This window comes from Scandinavium sp. M-37 (genome assembly GCF_043558715.1).
GTDB lineage: Bacteria > Pseudomonadota > Gammaproteobacteria > Enterobacterales > Enterobacteriaceae > Scandinavium > Scandinavium vulneris_A.
Genome location: NZ_JBIGIN010000039.1, coordinates 1 through 17,454 on the forward strand (window position 1 = coordinate 1; position 17,454 = coordinate 17,454).

Annotated in this window: 15 protein-coding genes and 1 rRNA gene; 2 read left to right on the top strand and 14 right to left on the bottom strand. The window is 53.0% G+C overall.

The window, feature by feature from the left end:
- Window positions 1-93: ribosomal RNA gene (rrf, locus tag ACG0Z5_RS20570) — 5S ribosomal RNA — on the top strand; the annotation flags it as partial.
- Between the two features lie 86 nt (window positions 94-179).
- Here rrf and ACG0Z5_RS20575 read toward each other — a convergent pair.
- From ACG0Z5_RS20575 to ACG0Z5_RS20605, 7 genes are all read right to left on the bottom strand, one after another.
- Window positions 180-938, bottom strand: a complete 759-nt coding sequence (locus ACG0Z5_RS20575; RefSeq protein WP_097164127.1) for an amino acid ABC transporter ATP-binding protein — start codon at window positions 936-938, stop codon at window positions 180-182.
- A 7-nt stretch (window positions 939-945) separates the two neighbouring features.
- On the bottom strand, window positions 946-2,049 hold the full coding sequence (locus ACG0Z5_RS20580; RefSeq protein WP_394450719.1) for an amino acid ABC transporter permease: 1,104 nt from the start codon (window positions 2,047-2,049) through the stop codon (window positions 946-948).
- Between the two features lie 9 nt (window positions 2,050-2,058).
- Window positions 2,059-3,240 (bottom strand): amino acid ABC transporter permease, encoded by a 1,182-nt coding sequence (locus ACG0Z5_RS20585; RefSeq protein ID WP_394450722.1) that lies wholly within the window; start codon window positions 3,238-3,240, stop codon window positions 2,059-2,061.
- Between the two features lie 68 nt (window positions 3,241-3,308).
- Window positions 3,309-4,334 carry an amino acid ABC transporter substrate-binding protein gene (locus ACG0Z5_RS20590; protein WP_394450725.1) on the bottom strand — a complete coding sequence of 342 codons (1,026 nt, stop codon included), beginning with the start codon at window positions 4,332-4,334 and terminating at the stop codon, window positions 3,309-3,311.
- 474 nt (window positions 4,335-4,808) lie between these two features.
- On the bottom strand, window positions 4,809-5,030 hold the full coding sequence (locus ACG0Z5_RS20595; protein WP_038256116.1) for a lipoprotein: 222 nt from the start codon (window positions 5,028-5,030) through the stop codon (window positions 4,809-4,811).
- Between the two features lie 260 nt (window positions 5,031-5,290).
- Window positions 5,291-8,401: an efflux RND transporter permease subunit gene (locus ACG0Z5_RS20600; RefSeq protein WP_394450728.1), complete on the bottom strand. Its 3,111-nt coding sequence runs from the start codon at window positions 8,399-8,401 to the stop codon at window positions 5,291-5,293.
- A gap of 12 nt (window positions 8,402-8,413) precedes the next feature.
- On the bottom strand, window positions 8,414-9,553 hold the full coding sequence (locus ACG0Z5_RS20605) for an efflux RND transporter periplasmic adaptor subunit (protein WP_394450730.1): 1,140 nt from the start codon (window positions 9,551-9,553) through the stop codon (window positions 8,414-8,416).
- A gap of 355 nt (window positions 9,554-9,908) precedes the next feature.
- Here ACG0Z5_RS20605 and envR point away from each other — a divergent pair, with 355 nt between their 5' ends.
- Entirely contained in the window at window positions 9,909-10,580 is a 672-nt protein-coding gene (gene envR / locus ACG0Z5_RS20610; RefSeq protein ID WP_394450732.1) for an acrEF/envCD operon transcriptional regulator, read from the top strand.
- On the opposite strand, the gene ACG0Z5_RS20615 is transcribed toward envR, so the two are convergent.
- The 7 genes from ACG0Z5_RS20615 to ACG0Z5_RS20645 all read right to left on the bottom strand — a co-directional run bounded on the left by ACG0Z5_RS20615 (window position 10,581) and on the right by ACG0Z5_RS20645 (window position 17,439).
- Window positions 10,581-12,641 carry a putative bifunctional diguanylate cyclase/phosphodiesterase gene (locus tag ACG0Z5_RS20615; protein WP_394450734.1) on the bottom strand — a complete coding sequence of 687 codons (2,061 nt, stop codon included), beginning with the start codon at window positions 12,639-12,641 and terminating at the stop codon, window positions 10,581-10,583.
- Between the two features lie 131 nt (window positions 12,642-12,772).
- Complete coding sequence (locus tag ACG0Z5_RS20620; protein WP_319627461.1) at window positions 12,773-12,937, bottom strand: DUF2556 family protein; 165 nt, start codon at window positions 12,935-12,937, stop codon at window positions 12,773-12,775.
- Window positions 12,938-13,083: 146 nt separating this feature from the next.
- On the bottom strand, window positions 13,084-13,380 hold the full coding sequence (fis, locus tag ACG0Z5_RS20625) for a DNA-binding transcriptional regulator Fis (RefSeq protein WP_000462905.1): 297 nt from the start codon (window positions 13,378-13,380) through the stop codon (window positions 13,084-13,086).
- Window positions 13,381-13,405: 25 nt separating this feature from the next.
- Window positions 13,406-14,371, bottom strand: coding sequence for a tRNA dihydrouridine synthase DusB (dusB, locus tag ACG0Z5_RS20630; protein ID WP_394450737.1), 966 nt, complete (start codon window positions 14,369-14,371; stop codon window positions 13,406-13,408).
- 490 nt (window positions 14,372-14,861) lie between these two features.
- Window positions 14,862-15,743 carry a 50S ribosomal protein L11 methyltransferase gene (prmA, locus tag ACG0Z5_RS20635; protein ID WP_394450739.1) on the bottom strand — a complete coding sequence of 294 codons (882 nt, stop codon included), beginning with the start codon at window positions 15,741-15,743 and terminating at the stop codon, window positions 14,862-14,864.
- A gap of 12 nt (window positions 15,744-15,755) precedes the next feature.
- A complete protein-coding gene (gene panF / locus ACG0Z5_RS20640; RefSeq protein ID WP_394450741.1) occupies window positions 15,756-17,207 on the bottom strand; it encodes a sodium/pantothenate symporter in 1,452 nt (483 codons plus the stop codon).
- Window positions 17,197-17,439 (bottom strand): YhdT family protein, encoded by a 243-nt coding sequence (locus ACG0Z5_RS20645; protein ID WP_319627456.1) that lies wholly within the window; start codon window positions 17,437-17,439, stop codon window positions 17,197-17,199. Before ACG0Z5_RS20645 ends, panF begins: the two co-directional genes overlap by 11 nt.
- Window positions 17,440-17,454: the final 15 nt, after the last annotated feature.

Genomic DNA, 17,454 nt, shown 5'->3' on the forward strand with positions numbered 1-17,454 from the left:
CCCACCTGACCCCATGCCGAACTCAGAAGTGAAACGCCGTAGCGCCGATGGTAGTGTGGGGTCTCCCCATGCGAGAGTAGGGAACTGCCAGACATCAATTAAGCAAAAAGCCCAGTCTTATGACTGGGCTTTTTGCTTTTCTACATTGTAAAAAACTCCCCTTTCGGGGAGGAAAATACTCAATGGATGACCTGAGAAAGGAATGCACGGGTACGTTCAGACTTAGGATTGGCAAAGAACTGATCCGGAGGAGCCTGTTCGACGATCTCACCTCTGTCCATGAAGATCACTCGGTCGGCAACGGTTCTGGCGAAGCCCATTTCATGCGTCACACAGAGCATCGTCATGCCGGATTGGGCCAGACCGATCATAGTATCGAGCACTTCTTTGACCATTTCAGGATCGAGCGCCGATGTCGGCTCATCGAACAGCATAATTTTAGGTTTCATGCACAGGGAACGCGCAATGGCGACACGCTGCTGTTGGCCACCTGAGATCTGGCCTGGAAACTTATGCGCATGTTCAGCAATACGCACACGTTCCAGATAATGCATGGCTAACGCTTCCGCCTCCTTCTTCGGCATCTTCCGCACCCAGATAGGAGCCAGGGTACAGTTTTGCAGAACCGTCAGATGCGGGAATAAATTGAAGTGCTGAAACACCATCCCCACTTCCTGTCGCACGCGTTCAATATTGCGAATATCTTCATTCAATTCAATACCATCGACGACGATACGCCCCTGCTGATGTTCTTCCAGGTGATTGATACAGCGAATTGTCGTCGATTTCCCGGAACCTGACGGGCCACAAAGGACGATTCGTTCACCCTGCCTGACGTTCAGATTGATATCCTTCAGTACATGAAACTGCCCATACCATTTATTGACGTTTTCCAGCGTAATCATCGCGTCCGCTGGCTGGAGTAATGTTTGACTCATAATATCCTCAGTGCGGTGTACGCCCGGTGTTAAAGCGCTTTTCCAGATGCTGGCTGTAGCGCGACATGCTAAAACAGAAGATCCAGTAGATCAGCGCGGCAAAGACATAGCCTTCTGTCGACATCCCAAGCCAGGCGGGATCGACGGTGGCTTGCTGAACGCTGCTGAACAGATCGAACAAGCCAATGATGATCACCAGACTGGTGTCTTTGAACAGCGCGATAATGGTGTTGACCAGTCCAGGAATGACCAGCTTCAGGGCCTGGGGAAGAATGACCAGCGCCTGCGTTTTCCAATAGCCCAGAGCGAGTGAGCTTGCGGCTTCATATTGTCCTTTTGGTAAAGCCTGTAGTCCGCCACGCACCACTTCAGCGACATAGGCTGACTGGAACAATACCACCCCGACCAATGCACGAATGAGCTTATCGATACTGGTCCCTTCCGACATAAACAGCGGCAGCATCACCGAGGACATAAACAGAACGGTGATCAGCGGCACGCCACGCCAGAATTCGATGAAGATAACTGACAGAATACGTACGACCGGCATGGTTGAACGTCGTCCCAGCGCCAGCAAGATCCCGAGTGGTAATGCCCCTGCAATCCCAACCGATGCAATAATCAACGTCAGCGTCAGTCCACCCCACTGCCGGGTTTCCACCCGTTCCAGTCCAAAAAATCCACCAAACAGCAGAAACCAGACAACGATCGGATACGCCACGGCCCAACAGGCGATGTAACGCCCGCGACGAGGCATCGCATTCAGGAACATGGGGACTATCGACAGCAGGCCAATAATCAATGCGGTATTGATGCGCCAGCGCTGGTCGTGTGGATATAGCCCATACATGAACTGGCCGAAACGCTGATGAATGAACACCCAACAGGCGCCTTCTTTGACACAGTCAGCGCGCGTGGTTCCCACCCAATTGGCCTGTAAAAAGGCCCAATTCAACAAGGGGGGAATCAGCTCCCACATAAGCCACAGGGCGAAAAGCGTTAGTAGCGTGTTGGACCAGCTGCTGAACAGGTTCTTGCGCATCCACATCAGAGTCGGATTTCGCTTTACACCGCTCGGGCGCGCAGAATGAGACACAAGTGTTTTTGTCATCGTGACCCCTTAGCGCTCAATCAATGCCATACGGCGGTTATAGATGTTCATCAGCAGCGAAATGCTCAGGCTGATAATGAGGTAGACCGACATTGTGATGGCGATAGTTTCAATGGCCTGGCCGGTTTGATTCAGCACCGTCCCGGCAAACAGCGACACCATATCGGGGTATCCGATGGCAGCTGCCAGCGATGAGTTTTTAACAATATTCAGATACTGGCTGGTGAGTGGCGGGATAACCACGCGTAACGCTTGCGGAATAATCACCTGGCGCAACGTCACTGGATTCGGTAGACCCAGCGAGCGGGCCGCTTCATGCTGACCATAGGGCACAGCCTGAATACCGGAACGAATAATCTCGGCGATAAAGGCGGAGGTATAGACCGATAACGCCAGCGTCAACGCTGCCAGTTCCGGGATTAGCGCCATCCCTCCGCGGAAGTTAAACCCTCGGAGAACCGGCACATCCCAGTGGAGCGCCGCGCCAAATACCCAGTGTGCGAGCAGCGGCAGAACGATGAAAAGAGCCAGCGCGGAGGGCCATGTCCGCCGGAGTTGCCCAGTTTTTATCTGATGCATCTTGTTGTAGCGAAACAGTCCGACCGTTAGCACTCCCGCCAACCCAATCGCCGCAACAAAAGCCAGTAACCCCTCTCCCCACTGCGGAGACGGAATATAGAGCCCGCGGTTACTGAGAAATGCCAAATCGAAGGCGCTGACGGCCTGACGTGGCCCGGGCAGGTTACGTAAAACGGCAAAGTACCAAAAGAAGATTTGCAGCAGCGGCGGGATATTACGGAATGTCTCGATATATACCGTCGACAGCTTACGTAGCAGCCAGTTATCCGACAGTCTCGCCAGGCCCAGGAAGAACCCAAGAAAGGAGGCAAAGACAATACACAGCGCTGAGACCAACAGGGTATTGAGCAAACCGACCAGGAAAACCCGGCCGTAGGTGTCGCCCTGCTGATAATCAATTAAGTGTTGAACGATGCCAAAGCCAGCGCTTCGGTCGAGAAAAGCAAAACCGGAGGTAATGCCACGTTTGTCCAGGTTGGTGATGGTGTTGTGAATCAAATAGATAGCAATAGCGACGACGGCCACTACCGCCAGGATTTGAAACAGCCAGGCGCGAACCGTGGGGTTGGAAAAGGAGAGCGATCCTTTTACGGTCAGGCGGCGTTGGGACATAGGAAAACCTCAATGACCAGAACATCAGGTTGGGCATCGCCGAAGCGATGCCCGTCACAGCGTAAAACTTAACGAACCGGCGGAGCGTACTGGATCCCGCCGTTGTTCCAGAGATTGTTCTGGCCACGTTTGATCTTCAGTGCGCTGTCTGCACCGACGTTGCGATCAAAAATTTCAGCGTAGTTACCGACCTGTTTAACGATGTTGTAAGCCCATTTGTTGTCCAGCTTCAGATCCTTACCGAAATCACCCTCTTTGCCCAACAGGTGAGACATATCAGGCGTCGATGGATTCGCGAATTTCTCATCCACGTTCTTCGAGTTGATGCCCATTTCTTCGGCATTCAGCATAGCAAACAGCGTCCAGCGAACAATAGAGAACCACTCGTCATCGCCGCGACGAACGACCGGACCCAGCGGTTCTTTAGAAATCACTTCTGGCAGAACAACCCAGTCGCCTGGCTTGCTCAGCTTGATACGCAGGGCATACAGCTGGGACTGGTCGGACGCCAGCGTGTCGCAACGTCCAGATTCCAGTGCTTTTGCTGATTCGTCAGAGCGGTCGAAAGTCACGGGCGTGTATTTCATTTTGTTGGCTTTAAAGTAGTCCGCCACGTTCAGCTCGGTATCCGTACCGGCCTGAATACAGACGGTTGCACCATCGAGTTCCTTCGCGCTTTTCAGGCCCGCTTTATCGTGTGTAAGGAAGCCAATGCCGTCGTAATAAGTCACGCCGGTAAAGGAAAGACCCATACCCGCATCGCGAGAAGAGGTCCAGGTGGTATTACGCGACAGTAAATCCACTTCGCCCGACTGCAACGCGGTGAAACGTTCTTTCGCTGTCAGGGGGGTATATTTCACTTTGCTGGCATCACCAAATACCGCGGCGGCCACACCACGACAGACATCAACATCGATACCGGTAAATTTGCCGTCGGCATCCGCGTAGGAAAAGCCTGGCAATCCGTCACTGATCCCGCACTGAACAAAGCCTTTCTTTTTCACGGCTTCGAAAGTAGTACCTGCATGTGCCTGACTGGAGATTGCAAACAGCACGCCCGCCGCTGTGAGGCTGGCGATCATCATCTTTTTCATAAAGCATCCTGTGTGGCGAAATTTATCGTTATATATAGACGTCCGAAAGAACGTCGAAACCTGTCTGTGGCCATGGCCATACCCTGTTAAGCAAAGGGGATGCCAGAATTGCAACCACCTGATTTTGGGTCGCGGGGGAGCAATAGAGTGAGTGTAGACAGGAAAGAAAAAAATAAGCGCCCTGGGTTGGTGCAAAATTACAACCTGTGCCACAAAACAGAGCGAAAAAGTTTCAGGATTGAGAGGGGGAAAAGAATTGATTCCGTGGGTTAATATTTGCGTGGGAATGAAGGGGAATAATCTGTGAAATTGCTCACGAGAAAAAGGCTGAACAATAATTTTTAATTATGGAAGTCTGATGTAAACCACGATTTTATTTTTTTATGCAATAAGGAAATGAGGCGATTTTTTTACTTTAGAGGTAAGTGCGCACCGTTGTGAAGCAATAGCGCGGAATCCCGCGCTTGAGTGTGATTATTTGGTTAAGGCGACAATGCCTAGCGTTAGGCCCGCCAGGGCTGCTGCGCCACCGGCGATCGCTCCGGCTGTTTCCCAGTTATCCTGCGTGGTGCCTTTCATGCAGGTGTTGGTATGAACCAGCCGCCCCTGATCGTCATAAACCGGCACGCAAGGTGAATCGTGTGCGCAGCCTGCGAGTAAGGCGGTCAGTAATGCAACTGAAATTAATCTTTTCATGATATTACCTCGAATAAACCGCGGTGACATAAAAATCGGTCTTGCGGAATGACGTTAATTTTACCATTGAGATAAGAACCGCCGGGAGGAGCAAATAATCTCAATTTGTTTGCTCTGTAAACATCGTGAAGGTTTTGGCGAATATTCCGCTAATTATGTAGAAAATGTGCAGAATAAAACTCTGATTTTTCCGCCTGCTATATAGGTATTAATCTGGGTTAAATTAAAAAGGCGCGTTAAGCGCCTTTTTGTTTTACTTATCATTTCGTTGTGTTGAAACGTCGACGGACGACCACAAAGAATACCGGGACAAAGAAGATGGCCAGCAGCGTCGCGGCTAGCATACCGCCCATCACGCCAGTCCCTACGGCATTTTGCGCACCGCTGCCGGCACCGTTACTGATAACCAGCGGCATAACGCCGAGAATGAACGCTAAAGATGTCATCAGAATTGGACGCAGACGCATTCGGGAGGCTTCCAGTGTGGCTTCAATCACCCCTTTTCCTTCTTTGTCCATCAGGTCTTTGGCGAACTCGACAATCAGGATGGCGTTTTTCGCCGACAGTCCAATCGTGGTCAGCAGGCCAACCTGGAAATAGACGTCGTTATGCATCCCGCGCAGCGATGCGGCAAGCAGCGCTCCGATAACCCCCAGAGGCACTACCAGCATGACCGAGAATGGTATCGACCAGCTTTCATAAAGTGCCGCGAGGCACAGGAACACGACGATCAGTGAAATGGCATACAGCGCCGGAGCCTGGTTACCGGACAGGCGCTCCTGATAAGACATACCCGTCCAGTCGTAACCAATGCCGGCAGGCAGTTTGCTGGCCATCTCTTCCATCAGCAGCATCGCTTCACCAGTACTTTTACCCGGCGCGGCTTCGCCGAGAAGTTCCATTGACGGCAGACCGTTGAATCGCTCCAGACGCGGTGAGCCGTAAACCCAGCTTGCGGTAGAAAATGCAGAGAAGGGAACCATTTCGCCATTTGCACTGCGAACGTAAAGGCTATTGATGTCGTTTGGCAGCATACGGAATTTTGCTTCCGCCTGAACGTAAACTTTCTTCACGCGACCCCTGTCGATAAAGTCGTTCACGTAGCTCCCACCCAGCGCGGTCGAGATGGTCTGGTTGATATCAGAAATCGACACCCCCAACGCCTGCGCTTTTTCTTGATCGACATTCAGCTTGTACTGCGGAGTATCTTCAAGGCCGTTTGGACGCACACGGACCAGTACGTCCGGATGTTCTTTAACCATACCGAGCAGTTGGTTACGGGCCTGGGTCAGACCACTGTGCCCAAGGCCAGCCTGATCGACCAGCTCAAAGTCAAAACCCGTTGCCGTGCCTAATTCAATAATCGCAGGCAGGTTAAACGGGAACACCATGGCATCTTTAATATGGCTAAAGCTGGCCGTCGCGCGTTTGATGATCGCTTCAACATGGTTTTCTTCACCGCTGCGTTCATCCCACGGCTTCAGGCTGATAAATGCCATCCCTGAGTTTTGACCCTGGCCGCTAAAGCTGAAACCGTTCACGGTGAAGACGCTCTCGACGTTAGCTTTCTCGTCGTTGAGATAGTAGTTGGTCATGGTATCCAGCACCTTTTGGGTGCGCTCCTGCGTCGCCCCCGATGGTAGCTGAACCATAGTCATGAACACGCCCTGATCTTCTTCTGGCAGGAAGGAGGTCGGCAAACGCATGAACAGAACCGCCATTCCCACTACGATTGCCACATAGATAATTAAATAACGCCCGGTTCCTCTCAGGATACGACTGACGCTGTCGGTGTAGTGATTGACGCTCTGGTCAAACCGGGTATTAAACCAGCCGAAGAATCCGCGTTTGGGGGCGTGATGATCGGCTGAAACAGGTTTCAGCAACGTCGCGCACAGGGCTGGGGTCAGAATTAACGCCACCAGTACGGACAGGGCCATGGAGGAAACAATGGTTATCGAAAACTGACGATAGATTGCCCCCGTTGAGCCGCCGAAAAATGCCATCGGGATGAACACCGCGGAGAGCACCATTGCAATCCCGACCAGCGCCCCCTGGATTTGCTCCATCGATTTTATCGTCGCGTCCTTTGGCGAGAGCCTTTCTTCGGCCATCACACGCTCGACGTTTTCCACCACCACAATGGCATCATCCACCAATAGTCCTATCGCCAGCACCATACCAAACATCGTCAGGGTGTTAATCGAATAACCAAAAGCCGCCAAAATGGCGAAGGTGCCCAGCAATACGACGGGTACGGCGATGGTCGGGATAAGCGTTGCGCGGATATTTTGCAGGAACAGATACATCACAAGGAAGACGAGGACGATCGCTTCGAACAGGGTTTTTACGACCTCGTGAATCGAGATTTTGACGAACGGCGTTGTGTCGTAAGGATAGACGACATGCATCCCCTGTGGGAAGAACGGCTGCAGCTCAGCGAGTTTGGTTTTGATCGCCTCGGCGGTGTTAAGGGCGTTCGCACCGGTGGCGAGTTTAATACCCAAACCGGATGCTGGCTGCCCGTTAATGCGGGCAAGCGTGTTGTAGTTTTCACCCCCGAGTTCAATCTGGGCCACGTCGCGCAGATGCACAACCGATCCGTCCTGATTGACGCGTAGCGTGACGTTGCCGAACTCCTGCGGATCTTTCAGGCGTGTTTGGGCAATAATCGACGCATTAAGCTGTTGGTTGCCGATGGCAGGTGTCCCGCCGAGCTGGCCCGCTGCAATCTGGTTGTTCTGGATTTTCAGCTGGTTTACGACATCGACTGGTGTCAGCTGAAACTTGTTGAGCAGATTCGGATCGAGCCAGATGCGCATGGCATACTGCGCGCCGAACAGTTGGGTATCGCCGACGCCATTCAGGCGGCTGATCGCATCTTTAAGGTTGGAGGCGACATAGTCAGAGATATCATCCTGATTCAGGGCCTTATTATCAGATACAAACCCCGCCACCAGTAAATAGCTGCTGCTCGACTTTTTAACGCTGATGCCCTGTTGCTGTACTTCCTGCGGCAGCAGCGGAGTAGCCAGCTGCAGTTTGTTCTGCACCTGTACCTGAGCGATATCCGGATCGGTACCTGACTGGAAGGTCAGGGTAATGGTTACGCCACCGGCAGAATCGCTGGTGGAGGACATGTACATCAGGTTATCGATACCGTTCATGTTCTGTTCGATAACCTGGGTGACGGTGTCCTGCACGGTTTGCGCATCAGCCCCGGGATAGGTTGCCGAAATGGCTACCGCCGAGGGTGCGATCGTCGGGTACTGTGCGATGGGCAGTTGCAGAATAGCAAGACCACCCGCCATCATCAGAATGATGGCCAGTACCCAGGCAAAAATAGGGCGCTGAATAAAAAAACTGGACATAATGGCCCCTGATTATTTTGCGATTGAGATTGCAGTGTCTGGATCGGCCTGCACCGGCACGCCAGGACGTACCTTCTGCAATCCGCTGACAATGACTTTGTCACCAGGTTTAAGTCCGGCGGTGATAAGCCAATGGTCGCCCACGGCTTGAGCAGCCGTTACGGCGCGAACTTCGGCCTCATTTTTGGCGTTAACAATCATCACCGTAGCATCGCCTCTTGGGGTACGGGTGACGCCCTGTTGCGGAACCAGGATGGCGTCAGGCTGTACCCCTTCATCGATGCGTGCCCGAACAAACATGCCCGGCAGCAGGACATGTTGTGGATTAGGGAATACGGCCCGCAGAGTAATGGAGCCGGTGCTTTCATCCACCGTCACGTCGGAAAATTGCAGCGTGCCTTTCTGGGCATAGGGCTGGCCATTTTCCATCACCACTTCCACACTTTTGGCATCGTTGCCGCGTTCCAGACTCTCCTGTTTAAGGCGCATGAAGTCGTTGCTCGACTGGGTGACATCGACATAAATCGGGTCCAGCTGTTGCACCGTCGCCAGCGCCTCAGCCTGGCCGTTGGTCACCAGGGCGCCTTCGGTCACGCTGGATTTACCGATGCGACCACTGATAGGGGATGAAACTCGGGTGTAGGCCAGATTAATGCGCGCCGTTTCTACCGCGGCTTTCGCGGCGAGGACGCTGGCATCGGCCTGTTGGGCATTGGCGACTGCTTGATCGTAATCCTGACGGCTGACGTATTGTGTCCCGACCAGCGGGATATAACGCTTCACGGTTAAATGGGCGATAGAGGCGGCGGCAACGGCTTTTGCCTCATCGCCTTTGGCGCTTTCCCAGGCCGCTTTGTAGGTAGCAGGATCAATCTGGTAGAGCGATTCTCCAGCCTGAATATCACCGCCTTCGGTGAAGTTACGGTTCAGGATGATCCCGCTGACCTGCGGGCGCACTTCGGCGATACGGAATGCCGAGGTTCTGCCCGGCAATTCGGTGGTCACGGAAAGTGGCGCACTGTTGACCACATGAACTGTGACATGCGGAACCTGAGTTTGTGGCTGCCGATCCCCGGCATTATCGCAGCCGCTAAGCAGCAAAGCCGAAGCGAGCAAACTGGATAAGAGCGTAACCCTTGCGTGAGTCGTCATTGCAATTCCTTAATAACCGATATAGCAAATTCGCCGGAAACCGGTGAAAAAATAAAAAGTGAAGCGCGTTATAGTACAAATAAAAACTTTGAATTGTTAGTCGCGATAATTCAGCTGGAGGGGGTAACAGCACGCATACACAAAAAAGACAGGATTCGTCCTGGCTTGTCAGGAATAGCGAAGGTAATGAGGTATATTTAATATTTATGATTCACTAATAACCATTTCTTATATCAATTATTTGGTGTGAAAGTGAAGTGAGTCCGGCATTGGTAAATAAATAATTATGTATATAATGCCGATGCCCATATATTGATGGGTGAAAATTGTCGATTGTCTTGTAGGGGCACACTTAATGGTAAGAAAAACCAAAGCCGATGCGCTGGTCACTCGCCAGCAGTTGATCGATGCTGCCATTGAGCAGTTTGCGCTACAAGGCGTCTCCAATACCACCTTGACGGATATTGCCGACGCCGCAGGGGTCACGCGGGGTGCGGTGTACTGGCATTTTAATAGCAAGGTAGAGTTATTTAATGAGATATGGCATCAGCAACTGCCGCTGAGTGACATTATTAAACATAGAATGATACAAAACGAAAAAGAAAATCCATTGGGCTGGTTACGTGAAGCATTTGTAACTGGTTTGCAATATATTGCTCAAACGCCGAAACAGCGCGCATTGATGCAAATTTTGTATCATAAATGTGAATTTAATAAAGACATGATGTCTGAAGCGGAGATACGTCAACGCCTGTGCTTTCGTCATGAAAATATGCGACGAATATTAAGCTCGTGCATCCGACAGGGCAGTCTTCCGGCAGATACCAATATCGAATTAACGCTGGTGATGCTACACGGCTTTTTTTCCGGAGTATTGAAAAACTGGCTACTTTCTCCTGAAAGCGTCGATCTTTTCCATCAGGCCCCGGGGCTGGTGGACTACATCATGGCCACGCTACATCCTCATCCGGCGCTGTGGCCGGTCACGTTAGACGCGGCGACGACATTCCAGCGCCAGGGCCTGTGATTATTTCGCTTTCTGATGGCTGGCTGTGATCGCCTCTGCGCTCTCCGGTTTGCCTAACAGGTAGCCTTGCAGCGTGTTGCAGCCTAGCTGGGTAAGAAACTCCAGCTGCGCCTGGGTTTCCACCCCCTCAGCAACAACGCGTAAATTCAGGGTTCGCGCCAGCGCCACAATGGCGGATACGATCGTCGCATCTTCGCCTTCACCCCTTAGCTCTTTCACGAAAGCGCGGTCGATTTTTAACTCGCAGGCGGGTAAGCGTTTGAGATAAAGCAGACTGGAGTAACCGGTGCCAAAGTCATCAATGGATGCCTTTACGCCGAGTTCCGTCAGACGTGTCAGGACCTCAACGCTCTGCTCCGGGTTGTGCATCGCCGTGGTCTCTGTTACCTCGAGAATCAGCATCTCCGGCGGAATGTGATGGCGCTCCAGGCAAGCCAACACGGTGTCGAGAAGCATTGGTTGTTCAAATTGCAACGCAGAAAGATTCACCGCCATGGACCATTCAAGCTGTCCTTGGCTGCGCCATTCGCTGAGCTGGCGGCAGGCCTCGTTGATAACCCAGTTGCCCATGGGAATGATTATTCCGGTTTTCTCCGCCAGTGGCAGGAACACATCCGGAGCCAGCAACCCTTTGGTCGGATGTTCCCAGCGCAGAAGTGCTTCAAAACCCATAATCGTTCCCGACGGCGCCTGGCATTTAGGCTGATAGTGCAGGCGCAATTCCTGGCGCTCAACGGCCATCCACAGATCGTTCATCAGCTGCAGTTGCTGCTGGGCAAAGGTATTCATCGATGGCTGGAAGAAGTGATACCCGTTCCGACCGGTGTGTTTGGTGTGATACATCGCGGCATCGGCGTTAAACATCAGCTCGCGATCGTTCTGCCCGTCGTGGGGATAGAGCGCAATACCGACGCTTAAAGTCACCACCAGTTCGTAGGGATCAATCATAAACGGCGCGTCGATAGCCTGCACCAGTGCGCTGGCAAGGCGGGCAGCGTCATCCGGGGCGGAAATCTCGGCCAGCAGAACAAACTCATCTCCGCCGATACGTGCCAGCGTGAACTGCCCGCTCAGCGGCAACTGCAAACGCCCGGTTACTGCAACCAGCAGCTTGTCACCCACGTCATGGCCAAAGGCATCGTTAACGGCCTTAAACCCATCGAGATCCATAAACATCAGGGCAAACGAGCGTTCTTCCCGGTCGGCTTTACTGATGGCCTGACTGAGGCGATCCTCAAACAGAACGCGGTTAGGTAAACGGGTGAGGGTATCCTGTAATGCCAACTGCGCCAGCTCTTTATTTGCTTCGGCAAGCGACGAGGCGAGCAGGGAGGTGCGTGCCTGCAGGCGCGCATCCAGCATCGAAATCAGCAGCGTTATCCCGAGGATAAACAGTGTCACCACGCTGACCAAAACCGCTAACCAGCTGCCGTTCAGCCCGTGATGGGCCATCGGCATGTGTGACGGAAACTGCGCGGCCATCATGCCGGTGTAATGCATTCCGGCGATGGCTACCCCCATCAGAACCGCGGCGCCAAAGCGCATTAACGCGACTTGGGCGGCTTCGTGCCGTAAGCGGAAAGTGAGCCAGAGGGCGGCAAAAGAGGCCAGCAGGGCGATAACCACAGATAACGCGACCCACTGATAATGCCAGACGATGGAAGCCGATAAATCCATTGCCGCCATGCCAGTGTAATGCATCAGAGCCACGCCGGTGCCCATCACTAGCGCGCCGGGCAGCAGTCGGCGCAGACGCAACTTGTCAACGCTGACCAGCCACAAGGCAAACAGAGAGGAGGCCAGCGCAATAACCATCGACAACGCCGTTAATCCCGGGCTGTAGCGGATGCCCATCGCGCTATCCATCGCCAGCATGCCGATAAAATGCATCGCCCAAATGCCAATGCCCATCGCAATACCGCCCCCGCTGAGCCACATCCATGCTGCTCTTCCGACGCTGGTTGAAACGCGCCCGGCCATGTTCAGTGCAGTCCAGGCGGCGAGAATGGCAATCACAAAGGAAATGGCGACCAGAATCGGGTCGTAATGGCTAGCCAGCATGGTGTCATCAGCTCGTAGGGGGGGTGGTGAGGGCCAAGACATTACCATCGACCTGAAGGGACTCAAAGTGATTTAAATCCCTGCTTTTTGCGTGGAATATCGGCGTGTTCGCCGACGTTCTCGGCAGAGGGTCATTCCAGTTCTGAGCAGTTCACCAGCTTCAATGGGTTCACGGAATTCATATTACGGCATTTATCACTTTCGGTGGACATCAGCTCTATCCATTGCATCAGCAGCCCTTCAAACAAAAACATGAATACAGCAAAGACCACCAGCCATCCGTACTTGCGAAGCATAACTGTACCTGAAAAGTGATTGGGTGAATGGCAGGCAATATACACGAAAAGTGCGGGGAGGAAAGAGGGGAACAGCGAGGGATTTCAGGCAATAAAAAAGGCGCTTCCCCATGCCGAAGAGCGCCTTTTTACCGCCATGAACGAACTTAGTTCATGCCGTACTTTTTCAGTTTCTTACGCAAAGTACCACGGTTGATGCCCATCATCAGGGCCGCACGGGTCTGATTACCGCGGGTGTATTGCATCACCATGTCCAACAGGGGCTGTTCTACTTCAGCCAGTACCAGCTCATACAGATCATTAACATCTTGACCATTCAGTTGAGCAAAATAGTTCTTCAGTGCTTGTTTAACCGAGTCACGGAGAGGTTTCTGAGTCACCTGATCCTGAGAGTTAACGGTAGAAACGGTCAGTACGTCAGAATTTACGCGTTGTTCGAACATAGTTCTGTCAGCTCTTTATTTCTGTTTACGCAAAATTTTCGAAGTATGCCTCCAACGCCTCCAGCTGTACGCTGGCATCCTCAATGGCGTTGAATGTGCGCCGAAACTGGTCATCTGGAGCGTGTTCCTGGAGATACCAGGAGACGTGTTTGCGCGCTATTCGGTACCCTTTTGTATGACCGTAAAAATCATGCAATTCCCGAACATGTGCACAAAGTAAGCGCTTCACCTCTGCCAGAGGCAGTGGCGGGAGCAGCTCCCCAGTGTCCAGATAGTGCTGGATTTCCCGAAAGATCCAGGGTCTTCCCTGAGCTGCACGTCCTATCATCAGGGCATCCGCCCCCGTATAGTCCAGTACGGCTCTGGCTTTAAGCGGGTCAGTAATGTCACCATTCGCGATAATCGGAATGGAAACTTTCTGCTTAACTGCCCGAATACTGTCGTATTCAGCGTCTCCGTTAAACAAGCAGGCGCGAGTGCGTCCGTGAATAGTCAGAGCCTGAATGCCACAATCTTCAGCCAGTTGGGCAATCTCTACACAGTTACGGTGGTCCGGTGCCCAGCCAGTGCGAATCTTGAGAGTGACAGGAACGTCCACTGCCTTCACCACCTCGGTCAGGATAGACTTCACCAAACCGGGATGCTGCAAAAGGGCTGAACCTGCAAGCTTGCGATTCACTTTTTTCGCCGGGCAACCCATATTGATATCAATAATTTGGGCGCCACTTTCAACGTTAATACGTGCGGCTTCCGCCATTTCTTCAGGACAGCTACCGGCAATTTGCACCGTGCGTATCCCGGGCTCGTCAATGTGCACCATCCGTAAACGGGACTTGTCGCTCTCCCATACTTGCGGGTTGGAGGACATCATCTCGGAAACGGTTAAACCTGCTCCCATCTCGTAGCACAGCGTCCGGAATGGTCTGTCAGTAATGCCAGCCATGGGCGCTGCGATCAGGCGATTTCTAAGCTGGTAGTGTCCGATGCGCATGAGTTAAGAAATGACCATACTGTGACTGCAAGGCGGCGTATATTACGCATTTTTTGCACGAGATGAAAGGCCAAACTTTGAGCAATCCTCTGTTGTAGATCAAGGAATCGCCAGTCGGTAAGCGCGAGTAAATTTAATCGTTAATTAAATCATTGCGTTATATTCACGTGGTGGATTTATGCACAGATGCAATTTTGCGAAACTTATCGTTTTTTCCCGCCCAAACAGGAGCAGAAACGGGATAACCTGCTGGTTTTATCAGCAGATTATCCCGATTATTGCGGGCTGGATCTCATTTCAACGCTGGATGAGAAGGCCGTTTTTTTGCACTTATTCGACCATAGCCCGACCATACATCGGCTGAATCGGACGGTCGTTATCGTGATGCATGGTGTCGTTCTGACCATCGAGGGTCATGCTGTCGTTGGCTTTCGGGTCAACCATTGGCTGGATAATGCTCGCGTGACCGGGCGGCCACGCGAGAGGGTAATCAGTGCTTACGACCGGTAATGCGACACCACTCTTCTTTCTCAACCACCGGGTCGAGGGTGAACAGGGGAGCATAGGCTTCGCAAACGCTGTCGGCCTGGCTGGCAAGGATACCGGACAGGCCCAACAGACCGCCCTCAACGGGCAGGACGCTGATTAAAGGGGCCAGCTCACGTAATGGGCCTGCCAGGATGTTGGCGACCACCACATCGGCTTTCATGGCGTCTGGTTGGTCCTGCGGTAAATAGAGTTCAAGCCTATCGGAAACGCCGTTACGCTCTGCATTATCGCGACTGGCCTGAATAGCCTGCGGATCGATATCGATCCCGATCGCTTTTGCAGCACCCAGTTTGAGCGCAGCGATAGCGAGGATCCCGGATCCGCAGCCGAAGTCGATGATCGTCTTCCCGTTCAGATCGAGCCCGTCCAGCCATTGCAGGCACAGCGAAGTCGTAGGGTGCGTCCCGGTTCCGAAAGCCAGGCCCGGATCGAGCATCACGTTGACCGCGTTTTCATCCGGCACATCACGCCAGCTTGGACAGATCCACAGCCGCTCGCCAAAACGCATCGGATGGAAGTTGTCCATCCACTCGCGTTCCCAGTCTTTATCTTCCAGTTGTTCAATCTTATGCACAAACCCGGTGCCGAGCAGCGGATGGTGTTCCAGAATGGCCACCACCTCTTTCATATCGGTTTCGGCATCGAACAGACCAATCACATCGGTATCGCCCCACAGGCGGGTTTCGCCCGGCAGAGGCTCAAACACCGGCGTGTCGTGGGTGTCCTGGAAGGTGATAGAGACAGCACCAGCTTCCATCAGCGCATCGCTAAGCTCTTCAGCGTTCGCGCCAGTGGTGTTCAGTTTCAGTTGGATCCATGGCATGGCAAAACTCTTTTAATGATTAACAGTGATATTCGGGGCTTGCGTGACAGGACGACCAAAACGGTTTCCTGCGACAAAAGCCAGAAGACTTAACAGTAATGACGGGACAATCGGGTGAAAGCCCAGCAACTGAATTTTCAGACTGGCGAGCAAGGCATACAGCACGCCGCCTGTGATCATGGCGCTCAGCGCACCGGCGGCGTTAGCGCGTTCCCAGTACAGACCCAGCACCAGCGGCCACAGGAAGACGGCTTCAAGGCCGCCAAACGCCAGCAGATTCAGCCAGATAATCATCTCCGGTGGACGCCAGGCGGCCAGCAGCAGCAGTGCACCCAGCACGAGGGTGATCAGGGCAGACATACGCTTCAGGCGCTTCTCGTTGTGCATCTGCTCCGGATGCAAATTCAGGTACAGATCTTTGATTATCGTAGCGGAACTCTGCAATAACTGCGCGTTGATCGTCGACATAATGGCGGCCATCGGCGCGGCAAGGAAGATGCCTGCAGCAAACGGCGGCAACACCTTGACCATCAGCGTCGGAATGACTAAATCCGGCACGGTAAGGTCAGGGATGACGGCCCGGCCTAACGCACCCGCCAGATGCATGCCCAGCATCAGAATCGCCACCACTACCGTGCCGAGAATAATACCGCGATGCACTGCTTTACTGTCTTTATAGGAGATACAGCGTACCGCGGTATGCGGCAAGCCAATGACACCAAAGCACACCAGCACCCAGAATGAGGTCATAAAGGTAGGCGACAAAATATCGTCCGCCCCCTGTGGGGACACCAGTTTCGGGTCGATGTGTTCCAGCGTCTGCACCGCATGGCTCAGGCCGCCAGCCGCATGAACGATCCCAACCAGCAGCACAATAGTGCCAATCAGCATCACCATGCCCTGCATTGCGTCGTTCAATACGCTGGCACGAAAACCACCGAAAGCGGTATACAGCGCGATGCTGATACCGAAAATCAGCAGACCCGTTTCGTAAGGAATCCCTGCGGCGGTTTCAAGCAGACGCGCGCCGCCGATGAACTGGACGGTCATTGCGCCGATAAAGGCAACCAGCAGGCTGAGGCTCGCCAGCCAGACCAGCAGACGACTCTGATAGCGGGCAAACAGCATGTCGTTGAGCGTTACCGCGTTATAACGACGTGCCAGGATAGCGAATTTTTTCCCCAACACTCCAAGCGACAACCACACGGCGGGGAGTTGAATCATCGCCAACAGCACCCAACCCAGCCCGTATTTATAGGCTGCACCCGGCCCGCCGATAAACGAACTGGCGCTGATGTAGGTGGCGGTCAGAGTCATGGCCAGCACGAAGCCGCCCATCGATCGGCTGCCGAGAAAATACTCATTGAGGAACGTGCCGGTCGACCGCTTGCGCATCGCATAAATCGACAGGCCAAACACCACCAGTAGGTAGGCGACCAGGGGCAGGATCACTTCAAGCTGCATCGTCGTCCTCCAGTGGAATATCGCGATAAATAAATTTAACCATCGCCCAGCACAGCAAAATGAAAACCAGCGGCATCAGCAGACAGGCCATTTCGAACCAGTGCGGTAAACCGGTAAAGCCCTGCAGTGAATTAGGTATGTAAGCACTCGCTAACCATGCGGCGAGATAGAGGAGGGTTAGCCACAACGCCCATCGGGCTTCTTTGTGTGCCTGAACAAAACGCGCGTCCATAAGGCTCCCAGGGTC